We start from the raw sequence: 16,973 nt of genomic DNA, 5'->3' as shown, positions 1-16,973 counted from the left end.
CCGGATGCAAGGCCTGCCACAAATTAATGAGATTTCCTACACCCCAAGTCACAATATAAGGCGTAAAAAACAGCTTCAGCAATACCGTTAGCAAACCCAGTCTTACCAAGGGCGACCACACCATTTTAAATCCCCAAGGCCGTAAAAAACCTTGAAGCAAAAACATCAGCAAAGCCTGGTATTTATCATTATTCAACAAAAACCGTCCGCGCTGATCAAAAAAATACAACGGCCCGGCCAAAGTAAACGCCAACCAATAATAATCAACGAACCACAGCGCCCAAGGCCGGTACATCGGGCCTGATAAATGATTTAATAAAAACTGCGTCAAGCGAGAATCAGGCAGATAAGCCAACCACAGCGGCGCATAGTGTAGTGCACACCAAGCCCACGAAATCAAAATCCATCGCGCTAGAAAAGCGAATAGCCAAGATAGTCGATCATAACGGAAAGGCATCAAAAACATACAAAGCTGTTATAGCGAGTTGCGCAATACAACCAACAATGAAAGTCCGAAAGGAGGGCGAGCATGTCGCAACAAATATTGTTCACTACTGAATATTTTCAGTAGTATCCTATTCGATAGCCCATTGACATGATTTGTTTGAGAAGACCAGTCCTTAAATAACAGTATGTCCAAGCATCGTAAGCACAGTGCTAAAGGAAATAATAAACAATTAAAGTAGCTGATGAATTCAATGTTAAGAGGTAGTTGATGGATATTCTCTATCAATTCGTCTCGATTATAGCGTCGGTAATGGTGCAGCTTCCGATCATGATTGCTCCATAACCACTTATAGGCAGGAACTGTTACAATGATTCGACCGTTATCGGCCAGCATATCAGTCATATGTTGTAACGCACAGACATCATCCTGCAAGTGCTCCAATACATCGAAAGCGCAAATCAAATCGAACTGCCTACCCGAACAATCCAACTCTAAAAAATCAGCGAACAAAACATTGGCGTAACCCCCGAACTTATTTTGCGCATATTCGGCAGCCCAAGAGTTTTTTTCTACGGCAGTAACACGGCCAAAATCCGACAACATAGCAAGATTTCCACCGGTACCGCAGCCGACCTCTAAAATATCGATTTTACCCGACGGAAATAACCTTGAAAGCAGGGATGCAATAATCTGACGCCTGCCCAAAAACCACCAATGCTCATCTTCAGTTCGCGCCATTTCCATATAAGCGCTAGGATTCATTTTGATATACCTTGCGGATCAAGTAACAAGGGCGACGTTTGGACTCCATATAGGTCCGGCCGATATACTCACCTAACATGCCAATGCTAACTAACTGGAGACTACCAAAAAACAAAACCGCAACCAATAAAGAAGCGTAACCAGGGACATCAACGCCCAGAACCAAGGTTCTGGTAATGATAAAAAAAGCATACATTGAGGTTAAGACGGCTCCAACACCGCCTATATAGGTCCAAACTCTTAACGGCGCAATACTAAAACTGGTCAACCCATCGAGTGCAAAATTCCAAAGCTTCCTACCCGAGAATCTTGAAGAGCCTTCCGTGCGGGCCGCACGTATATAGCCTACTTTTACAGACTTAAAGCCGACCCAAGCAAATAAGCCCTTCATAAAACGATTACTTTCAGGTAATTGCTTAACAGCTTGCACCACTGACCTATCCATCAACCTAAAATCACCCACATCTTCGGGTATTTCAATATTGGAAAGCAGATTGTGTGTACGGTAAAAAGCTTTTGCGGACAACCTTTTCAATAATGAATCGGTCTGCCGATCGGTGCGGCAAGCCAGCACTACATCAGCTCCCTTTTCCCATTCAGCCAATAAGCTCGAAATCAACTCGGGTGGATCCTGCAAATCGGCATCCAATGGAATAACGGCACATCCGGTAGCTGCATCCAGACCCGCACTCAGCGCCGATTCTTTGCCAAAATTCCTAGACAACTCCAAAACTAGAAAACGGTTATCCTTATTAACCAACTCAATCAGTTTGCTCAACGTCGTATCAGTACTACCATCATCTACGCACAACACCTCGAAGCTATAATGAGGCAAGCTATTAATTACCTTCAAAATGACCTGATAAAAAACGTCAATACCCGCTTCTTCATTAAAAAAAGGGACAACGATAGAAATCTTTCTTTTTTCGACATTAACCATGAATACTTTTATTACGCCTATAGTCCACTAATAATAAAATCTGAGAAATTAACAATCCCTCAAACGGCTTTCGGTAACGCCCTTCATTCACCGTCAGCAATGTCAAACATTGAAAATAAAACCAAACAACTATCAATATCCAAATCAGCGGTTGTCGCCTACATGCCCGCCAATCTTTGCACGACCAAGCAAGTACCGCTAGAAAAAGCGGCAACCAGAACCATCGCCCAGCTATTTGCAGTCGAGCAAAAGTTTGCGCCGAATCGTTGTCCGGCCAAGACGGGCCGACAAATAAAAAGAGCGCATTTTCCCAATACAAGCCTGAAGTATTATTTAATGCAGAGGCGTTATATTCTTTTTCCCAATCAAAAGCTTTTCGTGATAAATCGACCTTTATTTTTAGCAATCCATCGCGCTGCGATTGCCACTCAGATAAAGGACTGAATATTTTTGCATCAATAGAGGGCGAGCTATATCCGTAAAGCCAAAAAGCGCCCTCCTTTACCAGCTCCATTTCAATAGTTTTACGACCGGAAACTGCATAAATGCGATTCAGCCAGGAGTTTCCAAAAGGCGACCATAATCCCACCTGTTGATAATTCCGATAGGCTACCGGCCCCAGTAAAAATCCCGCAACTAAAACGCCGATAAACGCCTTAAGCAATTTATCCGATTGACGCCACCAAACCCAAAAAAGCGAGGCCGCTGCCATTGGTGCGGCAATACCGCGTACCAAGGAGGCCAGCGTCCAAAATAAAACCGCCAAAGCAAATGCATCCTTAGTTTGTTTGCGTTTTGCCCTCAACGATAGCCAAATAGCGCCGCCAAGCAATGGCAAAAATAGCGTTTCAGTCATAAAATAACTATAAATCGCCAGCCAGGAAGGCAGCCATGTTAATACCGCCCAGCCCAATAAGCACAAGGAACGGCTAATCGCCAACGCCCTAAAAGCCCTATACCACAACCACGGTGTCAACCAAGCCAAAGTAATGGTGTAAAAAGCCACTAATAACGGATCACCCGCGGTTAGTTTTTGTACCACACTTAGCCATAGCTGGTAACCCACCGGATCAAAAAACGCCATCGGTCCTGCATGCAAGGGTTCACTGGCATGAGTCCAATGACGGAGCGGGTCGCTAAACAAGTGCTGTAAAGGGTTAAAAGAAAATATCTGTAACGCTCTTGCTGTATAGCCAAACAACAAAAGGCCGTAAAGCGTATTGCGAATTCGTTCCTCCGTGTGAGTTATAGTAATCAATTGCACCGTAATCCGAACTTGTTGCTATTGTTTAAATACGTTATACCGCCTCTTACAACAAAAAGAAATTTCAGCAACACTGTCAGCCCTAAACCAGTTTATCGAGTTTTGAAGTGAGATGAGTAAAGCTTGTATATTTATTGAGATGTTTGGAAAAAACTGAGCGAATAGACCAGCCGCGAGAATGATCCCACAAAAAGCATATTCATTGAAAAAAACCGCCTCGTTTTTTTATCGAATTGAGGCGGTTGAATCACGATCAGCTTTAAAGGGAAGCCTAGGATTTAGCTGCAAGATGTAGTCAAGGTTACCCCGTTTCCGCTGTTAATAGTGGTTGTAATTGAAGTAGAGCCGGAAAAAGGGCAATTTTTTGTTGTTTGATTGGTTTTTGTTAAATTTCCACCTGAAAAGCTAAAGATTACAGAGGATCCGCTTGGTATGCCTGAGCAAGTATATTGCCATTTATCATCGGCACTACCGGAACCTGCGACAGGGCCGCCCGTACAACTAGTCGTCACGTTGCTTATTGTCATAGTCAGTGCGCCGTTTCCGGCATCCCATCCATTCGAACCAGAGAATGAAGTAAACGCAACTGTTATTGTTGGACTAAAGGTCGTGCCTCCACTGCTCGAAGAGCTGCTTGAACTGCTCGAGCTACTTGAAGACGAACTGCTGCTAGAAGAGCTGCTTGAACTGCTTGAAGACGAACTGCTGCTAGAAGAGCTGCTTGAACTGCTTGAAGACGAACTGCTGCTCGAAGAGCTTGAACAGCTACCCACACAGAGCGCTACAGTCACCGGTCCCAGCTTTTCATTATCTGGATTGGACTCTGCCGCTAAGGTATCCACCGCATAGGGGCCGGCAGACACGCCGCTATTGCTTCTTCTGATGTTGTAGGCAACATTAACGGTACTTGGCGATGTCAATGCTGCTGCTTTAGCTGTTCCGATAGGAACATAATTGTTGTTATTCCCTGATGGCCCTACCACAATTTGGCTAGTATCAGCCGAACTCCAGCCGAATGGGTCTGTCGGCAAACTGCCTGTCGCCGTCGCCTGCAAATCAGTAACCTCTACTTCATAAAACGGAACATGCAGCAAATAATCAGTTGAAGATAGCCCATCACCCTTAAACTCTTTAACTTTGGTCAAATGTGTGGAGCTCATGTAATCCATGTAAACAGCTCTTGCCGAAAGCTCGACAGTATCATTAACCGCACTCAAAACAACAGGGTTGCTGCTAGTTCGATTAATTGCGGCAGGCTTGGCGGGTGTGGTAGTTAAATCTTGTCCATTGACCTTGGATTCATCCAGATGCTGATCAATAATCTGATTAACCCACGTGGTATAGGTTGTCTCTCCAGTACTGTTATCGAGTTGAGATATTGGAAAAGCGGCTAAAGCTACTTGTTGCCAATCCTGATATACCCGCCAGTTACCGGCGATACGTTTTAGCCGGCATGATTCTAAGTATTCGCCAGAATTTCCAGGTACAACTTCCACTCCACTGGAATTATAATGCTTGTGTTTGCCGCCGGAATAGCCATCTGTCCCGTTAGCTTCGTCGCGAAACGGATCATAACAGCGGTCGTAAATTCCGTTTGCCGGATCGCAGTATTTTGCTCCCCCACTGTCTAAAGTGGTTGTTGCCGGATCATGATGATCCTTACAACATATAGAACAATATTCGTCAGGCTGTGATGCGCAGTTGTTACCGCCCCCTGTTACACAGCCGACATCTTTAGTTACAAGATCGCCTGCTTTGTCAACATAGGTGTTCGTGTCATCATCCCATGACGCGTGCGCAGCAGTATAGCGGGAGCCGGTACTATTCATCTTGCAATCGCAGGCTACCGTTTTAAACTCTTCTTCTCGAACTAATTGGTTGCTGCCGTTATAAACATAAGAAGTAAACCGGGATTGATGTGAAGCTGCATCTATAATCGGCACTAAAGTTTCGCGGTTTGAGTTTGTTCCCACTGCGACCTTGGTTACGCCGGGGTCTGTACTCGGCGTATAAGTCACTGTTGGCTGCTCCCCACTACCGCCCGCATTATTGGCAATACCGCCTGTAGCTGCTGCTGAGCTGGTACCGCTGATTATCGAGTCCAAAGAAGTAGTTTGAGCCGTACCGTCGGTGTCTGTCCAGGTAACTGTTACAGTAACTTTCTTTTGAACGATGCCGCCGTTTGCTGTGGTGGTAAGCGCTCCAGCATTGTAATAATAAGGGGTGACTGCCCAGCTACGGTTATAAGTGATATTGTCTTTGGCAACACTTCCGGATGGTAGAGCTAAAGGACAGGCATTATTGTCGAGAACTTCAGTGCAGCGCCCGCCGGTATTAGCGGCAATTGACGTAAAATCGAAAATATCGCCATCACCGGAATCCGCTACTTGAAAGCCACGTAAATCCTCGATTTTTTCTTGGGCGATACTCATGCCGACAGCGCGGGCATTGGCAGCGCTGCCGCCTTTAAAAAAAGAGCCTTGCAGTTGCATAATGGCGGCAATTCCCACCGCAAAAACGATGGCGGCGATTAAGGCTTCGATGAGGCCAATGCCCCTTTGTTGATTGAGCAATTTCATAAGGTTACCTGCTGCACATTAATACTTAAAAATCCCGCCAACTGCCAGGAACAAAAGCCATATCATAATTAGCGCTACTATTACTCGACACTAGATTGCTATTGATAGTTGAGTCATAAACAATTGAGTAACTGCCATTCATGGCGGAACCGCCGATATCTGAAACTAATGAACCGTAAATGGCAGGGCTTCCATGGAAGTCTGCGCTGGGCGTGGCTACATTGCTGGGGTTATTAAATAGAAAAACGGTACCGTAAATACGGGCGCCGCCGCCCCCCATGTCCAGCTCATGATCGTCAATCACTAAAATAACCGGGTTAGCTGATGAGCCGATAATCTGAGTTGAACCCATATCGCAGTTGCCCGTTACCCACCACAATCTGAATGTTTGCCCTGATGTCGCGGTTAAACTGCTGCAATCCGCAACTACCTGATTTCTAGAATTTGCCTTTTCATAAACGGTTTGCCAATCGGCGCGCGTCACGCCAAACAAAAACTGGAACAAATCATCGGGAAAGTTGGGGTCATTGGGCAATACATCGGGAAAAGTGGTGTTTTGAGCGGTTAGGGTTGTGCCATCTCCATCCGAAAGCAATTCGGTATTTCCGGAAGGATTACTGCATTGAGAGTTATTACCATCATAATATTGGATATGGCAAGTCGCGGACGAGCCGCCCATTGATACATCGCCGGCGGGAGACGGACCACCTGTCCAAATAGACACAGGTATGCCGTCACCGCCGCCATTCGGGTTGGTCACAATATTGAAATTGCCTCCGGTGCCTACGCTGCCGTTTACAATAATAGGCACGTCGGGGGCTGAACCGCCCAAAATGCTCTTCATGGTAACTTCACTGCTGACGGTTGCTGTGCCGGTTCCATCTGCGCTCAGACCGGTTGAGGAAATCCGGTAAACATTCATTCCACCTATAAGAGATCCGACATCCGTTAAGGTAACGCCAAAGGAAGACTCCCCCGCTTCAGCAGTCGTGCCATCTGTTTCCGTTCCCGCAGCAATTGCAGAGTTGGCAATGATGGTTGCCCATGATGCAGCACCGGTAAAATTAGTTTTGAACTGATTTTCAAATTTTTGTACAGCCATATCGAGCCCCGCTTCGGCTGCGGCAAAGGCTTCTTTATAGCGTACTTCATTGCCCGCCATGCGCTGATCGAATATACCCACTCTAGTTGCAAAAAATACCATCAGTGTTGTAATAATCAATACAACTATTACGACGATAAGGGTTGCCATGCCTTGTTGTGCTTGGGCTTTAATCGGGTTATTCATAAAGGTACCCTATTATTTAATTATGGTGTGTTGTAATCATTAAAATTCATCATTGCGCACTCTGACGGTTTCTGTGAGGGTGCGAGTAACTGAACTATCTCTACGCAACTGCCCGCTTAGAGTTACGGTAATTTGCCGAATATTAATGCCTAATTCGGTAACGGTCGTGTCTCCGAAGGTAAGTGCAGTGATGTTAACAAGATTATCGTCTGTTATCGTTTGCCAGCCACCGGCATTACATGCCGCGCCGGCGGCGCGGGTTTCTACCGTGCCGTTTGTGCTATCCAGGCGATAACCGAATAACTCGTTTGAACCGTCATTGGCATCGTAAGAATAAGTTAGACAAGAAATAAGATCGCCTTGTTGATTAGCCGTTATTGTTAATCGTGTCCCGCCTGCTACGGAAAAAGGGTTGGTCGGCGGCGTTGTGGCAGAGTTAACGGCAGCGCTTCGATTAGCTCCACCGCGCCGGATATCTCTGATAATCAAGCTCATCGCCGCTCTCAGTTCCTGATTGAGCCGAATGGATTTGAGATAGTCATTATCGGCTTTAACCATGGAAACAAACATACCGATGACTGCGGCTAGAATAATGAGCCCTATTACCATAGAAATCATCAGTTCGATAAGTGTGAAGCCCCGTTGTGCATTGCTTAGCACTTTTGATTTGACTGCCAATTTCATGAGCATGCTCCACTGTCAGTATAACTGCCGATTGTCGATGTATTGGCTTTACATACTCGGATTCTGCCGAGAGAAGTTGTACTGACACCAAGAGTTTTGTTGTTGCCGGCGGAAAATGTAACTGTTCCTGATATACCTGTGCCGCGCAATGGGTTGAAAGTGCGCGATGCCCAATCAAAATTAACGGTGATGTTCTTAAAATCAGAACTTGATACTACGCTTCCTGATGCACAACTACCAGCGGTAGTGCAATCACAAGCCGCGGTTGCCATACCGTAACACCAAGTACTAAGATCGGTGTTTAGTGGTGTTGTGGGCGTAAAAAAAATGCCCATGGAAACGTTGCTTTTAATTGCCTCGGCTTTGGCATTTTGCAAGGCCGCAACCAACGCTTCCGCTGCGCCTTCTACTCGCTGTTGATTCATCTGTTCGCTGAACGATGGCGCTGCCATAGCCGCAAGGACTCCAATTATGGCAACAACTATTATTGTCTCAACCAGGGTAAAACCGACGTTTTTTGTTCTGTTCATGTCTATCCACCTTTTTGCGTTACTTTAATTATAGGTTACTATTACTTTTGCTTTGTTAACTAATCCGCAGATATTTATATAAAATTATTCAATTCGCCTAAGTATGTGTCGGTTATGCTATATTTCTTTCAAAAAATAACTTAAATAAAGGCGAAACAATGTACTCATTTAAACGATCTTCCGGTTTTACTTTAATAGAATTGATGATTGTAGTGGTTATAATCGGGATTCTTGCCGCTATTGCTGTTCCCGCTTATTCGAATTATGTACTCAAAGGAAAACGCTCTGATGCTAAGGCTGAGCTTTTAAAGGCACAAGTAGCTCAGGAAAAATATAGAGCAAGTCATACTAGTTATGGCACACTTATAGAGATAGGTAGCAGCGCTACTTCTACCTACACCTCACCTGGAGGTTATTATACAATTGCCATTTCAGGCATCCCAGACGCTACAACTTACACAGTTACTGCTACCCCGCTGTCTCCATTTGCAGACTCCACATGTGGCACTTTTGCTGTTAATAAAGACGGAAAAACAACTTCGGGTAGCGGTCAAACAACTGCCGCAAAAGTGACTGAGTGTTGGTAAATAATCTTCCTGTGCGACTGGATGCGCCGAAAAACGAAGCGCATCCTACTGTATTCAATTTATTCGCGTAGTCATCCGGACTACCGAAGCTCTAAAGCGGCATAAAAATTAAGAAAACGCCATGTGGGCTACCACAAAGTAAGTATTTTCAAAGCGGGCATAAATTATTTTACTCTCCAGCACACTACTCTCAACCAACTTTTACTTTGAGCCCAGACCCACCCCCAAGTGTAAAAAGCGTAATTCAATCACTCTGATAACAAATTGATAAGTAATAAAAATAAAGTTTTTGGTTCAAGCCATAAGTTCAGCGTTGCCCCGATGCTCGATTGGACCGATAGGCACTGCCGCTATTTCTATCGGCTGATTTCACAGCACGCATTTTTGTATTCCGAGATGGTAACCACCGGCGCGTTGATTCATGGCGACCATCACCGGTTTTTGCGATTTAGCGCAGCCGAGAATCCTGTTGCGTTTCAATTGGGCGGCAGCAATCCTCGGGAATTAGCCATTTGCGCCAAGATGGTTGAGGATTACGGCTATGACGAGGTGAATTTGAATGTCGGCTGTCCCAGCGACCGGGTTCAGAATGGCCGTTTTGGTGCTTGCTTGATGGCGGAACCAGAGCTGGTTGCCGAATGTATTGCAGCCATGAATCAGATGGTTTCAATCCCGGTCACGGTCAAATCGAGAATCGGTATTGATGAGCGCGATTCTTATGAAGAATTAACGCATTTTGTCTCGACAGTTGCCGCTGCCGGTTGCGAAATCTTTATCATTCATGCAAGAAAAGCCTGGTTAAGCGGCTTGTCGCCGAAACAAAACCGGGATATTCCGCCGTTGCGCTACGATGTGGTCTATCAAATAAAACAGGATTTTCCGCAGTTGGAAATCATCCTGAACGGAGGCATCACTACATTAGACCAAGCTGAAGATATTTTGCAGCATGTCGATGGCGTCATGGTGGGCCGGGAGGTTTATCACAACCCTTATTTATTGGCCGATGTAGACAGACGGTTTTATGGTGAATCTAAAGAACCCCGGTCACGGGAAATGATTATGCAATTGTTAATCCCTTATATTCAGGAGCAGCTTGAGCTTAACGATGGAGTTCGCTTGAATAGCATATCCCGGCATATTTTAGGACTTTTCCATGGCGAGCCGGGTGCTAGGAGTTGGCGGCGGCATCTTAGTGAAAATGTTTGCAAGCCCGGCGCGGACATTAATGTGCTTCTAGATGCGTTGCCTAATCGGATGTAAATAAGCGGCGTGTGAGCTTGGAGCGGAAGCTTTAAAATTCAAAAGCCAATGTGTATACTGAACGGCTATTTTTTATAACTGAGATTGAAACAATGGAAGAGCATTTTGCCAAGATTATCGAAGCAGTCGGTGAAGATTTAGATCGCGAAGGGCTGATCGATACGCCAAAACGCGCAGCCAAGGCTTTCAAATTTTTAAATAACGGCTACGAAAAAAATCTGGAAGAAGTATTGAACGGCGCTATTTTTACCGCCGACACCGAGGACATGGTTATTGTAAAAGATATTGAACTGTATTCTTTATGTGAACATCATTTGCTGCCGTTTATCGGCAAATGTCATGTGGGTTATTTACCTCGAGGCAAGGTGATGGGTTTGTCTAAAGTGGCCCGTGTTATCGATATGTATGCACGGCGCCTGCAAATCCAGGAAGTACTAACCAAACAAATAGCCGACGCGATTGAACTTGCAACCGGCGCCAGAGGTGTGGCTGTGGTTATTGAAGCTAAGCATTTATGCATGATGATGCGCGGCGTTGAAAAACAAAACTCGGTGATGACCACTTCAGTGATGACCGGAATTTTCCGTAAGGAAATCAGCACCCGATCGGAGTTTTTAAATCTGATCAACCGTCAAACCTGACCTTGTGGGGAGGCGAAACCGAACTTCATGACGGCAAAAAAAACCGGCGTATTACTAGCGAATCTGGGTTCGCCTACCGCACCGACAACGTCAGCAGTCAGGCGGTTTCTTAAAGAATTCCTTTGGGATCCACGCGTCGTCAACCTGCCCAGGCCGTTGTGGTGGCTGATACTGCATTTTTTTATCCTTCCTTTTCGACCTCGCAAATCGGCTTTAGCTTATCGCAAGATCTGGCATGAAAAAGGTTCGCCGTTAATTTTCCTGACCCTGCAATTAACCGAGCGAGTTGCCGAGAAACTGCATTCCAAAGGTGTCACTATCCAGCCTGCGATGCGTTATGGCGAACCTTCGATAGTAAAGCAATTAAGAATTTTCAAAAGTGCCGGCGTCGAGAATTTGATTATCCTGCCGTTATATCCGCAATATTCTTCGACCACCACTGCATCAATTTATGATGATCTAGTCAAAGAATTGAGCCGGTGGAAACACCTGCCCGACATCCATTTTATCAGCGATTACCACCAGCACAGCCATTATATTGCTGCGGTTGTCCAATCCATCGAGCAGGGTTGGCAAGAGCACGGCAAAAACGATCTGTTGCTGATGTCATTCCACGGCTTGCCCGAACAGCTCACTAAATGGGGCGATCCTTATTTTCACCAATGTCATAAAACCGCAGCGCTGATTGCCGAGAAATTAGGTCTTGACGAAACACAATGGATGATTGTGTTCCAGTCGCGCTTCGGCAAAGCTCAATGGCTAAAACCTTATTGTGTCGACACGCTAAAAGAACTTCCAGCAAAAGGCATTAAAAAGGTAGATGTCGTCTGTCCGGGATTTGCGGTGGACTGTCTGGAAACGCTGGAAGAAATAGCTATCGAGAACAGGGCTATTTTTATCGAATCCGGCGGCGAAGAATATCGTTATATTCCAGCACTGAATGATTCAGAAGCTCATGTTGATGCTATAGTTAATCTGCTTAAAAAGAAGCTGTAGACCGGACACCCAAAGTAAGTATGATTTTTTTAGTGAAGCCGCTTAAAAATGGAGAGCAGGCTTCGCCTAAAGCGCCTATTTTGGTGTCTGCAAATTATTCGATAGTTGCCAGCGGGCAAGCAGAGCTTGCACTCCCGTTATACGGCGAACAGCTAAGTTAAAAAACATATTTTTAAACTCCAGTTTTTATGATAAATCGTGTAATGCTTAGCTTGAGTTGATATGAATATGGCGGGCAAAAAAAACAGCCCCATAACACACTAAGGAAAATACATAAATTAATTTAAGCTCTTACCACGAAGAGCATAAAGGACGTGAAGACTTAAATCCTTCATGCCTTTCATGTTCTTCATGGTCTAAAAATAAAACTTGCTCCAATTATTCATGCATGTTCCTAAACGAACAAAAATGGCCTAACCCGCTAATAAATAAAAAAGGCTAAAAATATGAAAAATACGCTATTACAAAACTGGCAAGACAGCAGCTGGCCGACCATCAAAGTCAGCAAAGCTTTGGAAACCGGCGACGGCGTTATTGACGAAAGAACTTTCAATACCATTGAAGTCGATGAGCTGTTCGACGCCGTAAATCATGCCTCGACGATTGCCGGACAGGCGGTGTTATTTCGATCTTTAGCCCAGCCGCTAAATACGCTGGATGCGATTAAGACAAAACAGCAAGCCGTTGAAGAGCTCCGCAATAATCCGGCACTTAAAGAACAGCTTGAGCAAATCGTAGAACAGTCGGTGCCGAATGAAAAAAACTTCTATCTACTGCTATTCGGCGAATTCCTGGGCTCATTCGGCACGGCCAGGGAAGAGCATGAAATCGAAGGCTACGGCTATCTGCAATATAAACGCGGCATCCGTTTTATGTTGGAATTGGTTGATCAGATTCAATCTGTTGAAACTCCGCAAAGCGCTTATCTGAAAACTATTCTCGACAAAATTAAAGCCTTTGCCGAATCGCGGCCCTATTCGCTGATGCAAGGGCCTGTTTATATCACTGAAAACAATATTCAGTGCCAAGAGCAACGGAAGGGCTCTTTCTCACCTGCGGTTATCTTTAGACCTCGACTATTTAAACCATTGCTGATCAGCCTGTTTTTCGGCTTCTTCTGGGCATTGGCGCATTTTTTCCCAACCGATATGTTTGAGGTTTCAGTTGAGGCTATCCCGACCGCGACCATTTTTTTTGTGCCTTTTTTACTGGTTTATTACCCGATCGTCGGCGGCTTTGACCGGGACAGCTGCATTATCCCGTTAAGAAACGAGTTCAAAAAATCCCCGGCAGTCGCTGAAACTTTGGATGCGCTGGGTCAACTCGATGAATTACTGTCGTTTATCAAGTTTTCCGAGGCATTCGGCGGGAATAAAGTACTGCCTGAATTGGTTGACGCGCCTCATCACCGTATAAACTTGACCGACGCCAGAAACCCGGTTTTAGGCAAACAAAACCCGGATTATGTCGGCAACGATTTTGTGTTGGACGATGACAAACTGGTATTGATCACTGGCCCGAACAGCGGCGGCAAAACGGCTTTTTGCAAAACCGTTACCCAAATCCAGCTGCTTGTTCAAATCGGCTGCTATGTTCCTGCTAAATCGGCGATCCTGACCGTCGCTGACCGAATCTTTTACCAAGCGCCGGAAATTAGCCATCTGGATGACGGTGAAGGCCGTTTCGGTACCGAATTGAAACGAACCAAGGAGGTTTTTCTGGCCGCAACCGCGAAAAGCCTGGTGGTACTGGACGAATTATCCGAAGGCACGACCTTTGAAGAAAAAATGGAATCGTCCTCGAATGTGCTTAACGGCTTTTACCGGAAAGGCAACAGCACCATTTTAATCACCCACAATCATCAACTGGTCGATCATTTTGTCGCTCAGGGCATCGGTTTGCCGAGACAAGTCGAATTTGCCAATGACGCGCCGACCTACAAACTGGTTCCAGGCATTTCCCGGGTCAGCCATGCCGATCGCGTAGCGAAAAAAATCGGTTTTTCCAAAGAAGACATAGATAACTATCTGGCAGATTCACAATGAAAATAGGCACCGCATTATCAAACAGCGCAACTAAAGCCTTGTTGCTCGGCAGCGGCGAGCTGGGCAAGGAGCTGGCTATTGCACTGCAACGCTACGGCGTGGAAGTGATTGCCGTAGATCGCTATCCGAATGCACCGGCACAACATGTGGCCCATCGCAGCCATGTGATCGACATGACCGACACCGACGCGGTCAAAAAACTGATTGCGCTGGAACAGCCGGACTTTATTATCCCTGAAATTGAAGCAATCGCGACTCAAGCACTGCTTGACATTGAGTCTGAGGATGGGTGTATAGTTGTACCTAACGCCCGAGCGATTCAGTTAACGATGAACCGGGAAGGCATCAGGACTCTGGCCGCCGAGCAGCTAAAAATCCCCACTTCGGACTACGCATTTGCAGAAAGTTTTGATGAACTGCAGGCAGCGGTTGATAGCGGCATCGGTTATCCATGCTTTGTTAAGCCGACCATGTCGTCATCCGGCAAAGGCCAGTCAATGGTTAAAAATGCCGATCAACTTAAGGCAGCCTGGGATTACGCCAAATCCAGCGGCCGGGTGGATACCGGCAAAGTCATTGTCGAAGCAAAAATAGACTTTGATTTTGAAATCACCCTGCTGACGGTGCGAGCCTTAAATCAGCAAGGCGAAGTCGAAACGCACTTTTGCGCTCCGATAGGCCATGTGCAGGAAAGCGGCGATTATCGAGAGAGTTGGCAACCGCAAGCCATGAGTTCCGCCGCGATAAAAGCGTCGCAAGACATTGCTTTTAAAATAACCAATGAGATCGCCGGGCTCGGCCTGTTCGGCGTTGAGCTGTTTATCAAGGGCGACAGCGTCTGGTTTAGCGAAGTCAGCCCTAGACCGCATGACACCGGTATGGTGACTATGGTCACCCAAAAACAAAACGAATTTGAATTGCATGCCCGAGCCATTCTAGGCTTGCCCGTCAATACCGGTATGCAAAGCACAGGAGCCAGTGCCGTAATATTAGGCGGACTGGATGCACAAGGTGTGATTTACGAAGGGCTGGATAAGGCGCTTAGCGTCCCGGCCAGTGAAGTCAGATTATTTGGCAAGCCTGAAGCTTTTACCAACAGGCGCATGGGTGTTGCATTAGCTACCGCTGAAACTGTCGATGAAGCCAGAATCAGAGCGGTCAAAGCCGCAACTATGATCGTTATTAAACCTGACCGATAGGGAAGAATATATGATGAGAATTGCCGTTATTTTAACCGGTTTATTGATCGCAAACGAAGTGTTGGCCGACATCTATAAATTTATCGATACTAACGGCCGCACCTACTATACCGATAAACCTAAAAATAGCCTGTACAAACGTATCATACGGACACGACCAATAAATTATGCCGCCGCCCTGCCTTTTGTCGGCGTCAACAAAAAAAGATTTGCCGATCTTATCGCTGAGGCGGCCAACCGGCACCAAGTGGATGTCAGACTGCTACACGCCGTTATTCAGGCCGAATCCGCTTACGATGCAAGCGCAATATCCTCAGCCGGAGCCGTCGGCTTAATGCAATTAATGCCCGATACCGCAAGACGCTATGGTGTTATTAACAGGAATGATCCCGTCCAGAATATCGACGGCGGCACTCATTATTTGAAAGACCTACTTAGAATGTTCGATTCAAATTTGAACTTGGCAGTTGCAGCTTATAATGCCGGTGAAGGTGCAGTGATGAGATACAACAACTCCATTCCCCCGTATCCAGAAACCCAAAATTACGTCAAAACAGTGATGTCATTGTATTACAGGCATTCCTGAGTTAATGGGTGCTGGCAGCAGGGATTTACCAGCGGGGCGGATTTTGCATTTTTCAGCACCGCCTAAGCAAATTGGTTGCAGGTAACCAATACAAAATGTTCCGGACGGAGGGCACATGCTTCGTTCGGCTTGGGGCATATCAGCGTTCTGGAACTGGGATATAGCCAGTTGGTTAGAACAACAAGGAGCCAAGCATGATAGACGCAAGCGACACCGCCGGTCATCCGGTCGACTTGAGCCGTTTCATGGATGCGCAGCAAAATATCTATGACAATGTCCTCGCAGAGTTAAGAAACGGCCGGAAACGAACGCATTGGATGTGGTATATATTCCCGCAAATTGATGGCTTGGGGCACAGTTCAACGTCAAAACACTATGCCATTAAAAGCATAGAAGAGGCTCGGCAATACCTGAATAATCCTATACTCGGAAAAAGGCTGCTGGAATGCGCAGAAGCGGTTTTTAGCATTGAAGGCCGATCGGTTTCAGACATTTTTGGTTATCCCGATAATCTAAAGCTTAAATCTTCGATGACACTGTTTGCCTATGTGGCGGCTTCATGTTCTGTGTTTGATCGCGTTCTTGATAAATATTTTAATGGCGAGCGGGATGCTTTGACGCTACGATTATTAGAGAAACTTAAGGAAAAATGAGCCAAGGCAATTGATCGGCTATCCTGAATTAAACTGGGTTTGCGTCACTTGAAAATTGAAGGGGGACGTTATGAAGTGTCAGTGTTATGTTGTGTCGGCCTTTATGTTAATGTCGGGCGTTGCGTGGGGTCACGGGCACCGGGGCAGTTATAGCTCAAATCCTTATGGAGTCTACGGCGGTCTCCGCAATACGAACCCGGCTGTTAACCCTTCTCCGATAAACGCGCCCCAGTTCCGTAACAATCATTACCGCGACCGCTTTAACAATAATCCATATGCTCCGGATTCCGTATTGAATTTCCATGGACATCACAAACATCCATACTCTTCATATCCAGCCCGCATTCCGCATGGTGGCGGTAGTCCATATACCCCGTACAGCACACCGAATCGATACAGAATCTACACTAACCCTTACGCTCCAGGTTCAATCAATGACCCTTATAATGCCAATATTCCATACAGCTCCGGCAATGTAGCTAATCCTTACGGGATTTACGGCAATTTTTAT

The 16,973-nt window shown here is 45.9% G+C and carries 17 protein-coding genes; 9 read left to right on the top strand and 8 right to left on the bottom strand.

The window, feature by feature from the left end:
- The 8 genes from EPO18_RS14475 to EPO18_RS14440 all read right to left on the bottom strand — a co-directional run.
- Positions 1-466, bottom strand: a 466-nt coding sequence (locus tag EPO18_RS14475; RefSeq protein ID WP_292434386.1) for a hypothetical protein, incomplete at its 3' end; no start/stop codon positions are given.
- A gap of 9 nt (positions 467-475) precedes the next feature.
- Entirely contained in the window at positions 476-1,210 is a 735-nt protein-coding gene (locus tag EPO18_RS14470) for a class I SAM-dependent methyltransferase (RefSeq protein ID WP_292434385.1), read from the bottom strand.
- Complete coding sequence (locus EPO18_RS14465) at positions 1,200-2,150, bottom strand: glycosyltransferase family 2 protein (RefSeq protein WP_292434383.1); 951 nt, start codon at positions 2,148-2,150, stop codon at positions 1,200-1,202. Before EPO18_RS14465 ends, EPO18_RS14470 begins: the two co-directional genes overlap by 11 nt.
- Positions 2,143-3,408, bottom strand: coding sequence for a hypothetical protein (locus EPO18_RS14460; RefSeq protein WP_292434381.1), 1,266 nt, complete (start codon positions 3,406-3,408; stop codon positions 2,143-2,145). The genes EPO18_RS14465 and EPO18_RS14460 overlap by 8 nt, the downstream gene beginning before the upstream one ends.
- 284 nt (positions 3,409-3,692) lie before the next feature.
- Positions 3,693-5,993, bottom strand: coding sequence for a type IV pilus modification PilV family protein (locus EPO18_RS14455; RefSeq protein WP_292434379.1), 2,301 nt, complete (start codon positions 5,991-5,993; stop codon positions 3,693-3,695).
- Between the two features lie 25 nt (positions 5,994-6,018).
- Positions 6,019-7,281, bottom strand: coding sequence for a PilX N-terminal domain-containing pilus assembly protein (locus tag EPO18_RS14450; protein WP_292434377.1), 1,263 nt, complete (start codon positions 7,279-7,281; stop codon positions 6,019-6,021).
- 39 nt (positions 7,282-7,320) lie between these two features.
- Entirely contained in the window at positions 7,321-7,965 is a 645-nt protein-coding gene (locus tag EPO18_RS14445) for a PilW family protein (RefSeq protein ID WP_292434375.1), read from the bottom strand.
- Positions 7,962-8,495, bottom strand: coding sequence for a GspH/FimT family pseudopilin (locus tag EPO18_RS14440; RefSeq protein WP_292434373.1), 534 nt, complete (start codon positions 8,493-8,495; stop codon positions 7,962-7,964). The genes EPO18_RS14445 and EPO18_RS14440 overlap by 4 nt, the downstream gene beginning before the upstream one ends.
- A 158-nt stretch (positions 8,496-8,653) precedes the next feature.
- Between EPO18_RS14440 and EPO18_RS14435 the strand changes: the two genes are divergently transcribed.
- The 9 genes from EPO18_RS14435 (at position 8,654) to EPO18_RS14395 (ending at position 16,462) form a co-directional block, all read left to right on the top strand.
- The gene (locus tag EPO18_RS14435) at positions 8,654-9,082 is read left to right on the top strand and encodes a type IV pilin protein (RefSeq protein WP_292434372.1); all 429 of its coding nucleotides are present in this window, start codon (positions 8,654-8,656) and stop codon (positions 9,080-9,082) included.
- Positions 9,083-9,349: 267 nt separating this feature from the next.
- Positions 9,350-10,342 (top strand): tRNA dihydrouridine(20/20a) synthase DusA, encoded by a 993-nt coding sequence (dusA, locus tag EPO18_RS14430; RefSeq protein WP_292434391.1) that lies wholly within the window; start codon positions 9,350-9,352, stop codon positions 10,340-10,342.
- 92 nt (positions 10,343-10,434) lie between these two features.
- Positions 10,435-10,983 carry a GTP cyclohydrolase I FolE gene (folE, locus tag EPO18_RS14425; protein ID WP_292434371.1) on the top strand — a complete coding sequence of 183 codons (549 nt, stop codon included), beginning with the start codon at positions 10,435-10,437 and terminating at the stop codon, positions 10,981-10,983.
- A gap of 27 nt (positions 10,984-11,010) precedes the next feature.
- Positions 11,011-11,979: a ferrochelatase gene (gene hemH / locus EPO18_RS14420; RefSeq protein WP_292434369.1), complete on the top strand. Its 969-nt coding sequence runs from the start codon at positions 11,011-11,013 to the stop codon at positions 11,977-11,979.
- A 32-nt stretch (positions 11,980-12,011) separates the two neighbouring features.
- Positions 12,012-12,140: a hypothetical protein gene (locus EPO18_RS14415; RefSeq protein ID WP_292434368.1), complete on the top strand. Its 129-nt coding sequence runs from the start codon at positions 12,012-12,014 to the stop codon at positions 12,138-12,140.
- Positions 12,141-12,425: 285 nt separating this feature from the next.
- Positions 12,426-14,024, top strand: a complete 1,599-nt coding sequence (locus EPO18_RS14410; RefSeq protein ID WP_292434366.1) for a MutS-related protein — start codon at positions 12,426-12,428, stop codon at positions 14,022-14,024.
- Entirely contained in the window at positions 14,021-15,223 is a 1,203-nt protein-coding gene (gene purT, locus EPO18_RS14405) for a formate-dependent phosphoribosylglycinamide formyltransferase (RefSeq protein WP_292434364.1), read from the top strand. The genes EPO18_RS14410 and purT overlap by 4 nt, the downstream gene beginning before the upstream one ends.
- 10 nt (positions 15,224-15,233) lie before the next feature.
- Positions 15,234-15,809 carry a lytic transglycosylase domain-containing protein gene (locus EPO18_RS14400; RefSeq protein WP_292434362.1) on the top strand — a complete coding sequence of 192 codons (576 nt, stop codon included), beginning with the start codon at positions 15,234-15,236 and terminating at the stop codon, positions 15,807-15,809.
- Positions 15,810-16,003: 194 nt separating this feature from the next.
- Complete coding sequence (locus EPO18_RS14395) at positions 16,004-16,462, top strand: DUF1810 domain-containing protein (RefSeq protein WP_292434360.1); 459 nt, start codon at positions 16,004-16,006, stop codon at positions 16,460-16,462.
- Positions 16,463-16,973: the final 511 nt, after the last annotated feature.

It is taken from the genome of Methylobacter sp. (assembly GCF_004322395.1).
In the GTDB taxonomy this organism is placed as follows: Bacteria; Pseudomonadota; Gammaproteobacteria; order Methylococcales; family Methylomonadaceae; genus Methylobacter_A.
The sequence above is the reverse complement of the archived record's forward strand: the minus strand, read 5'-3'. Positions and strand labels throughout refer to the sequence as shown.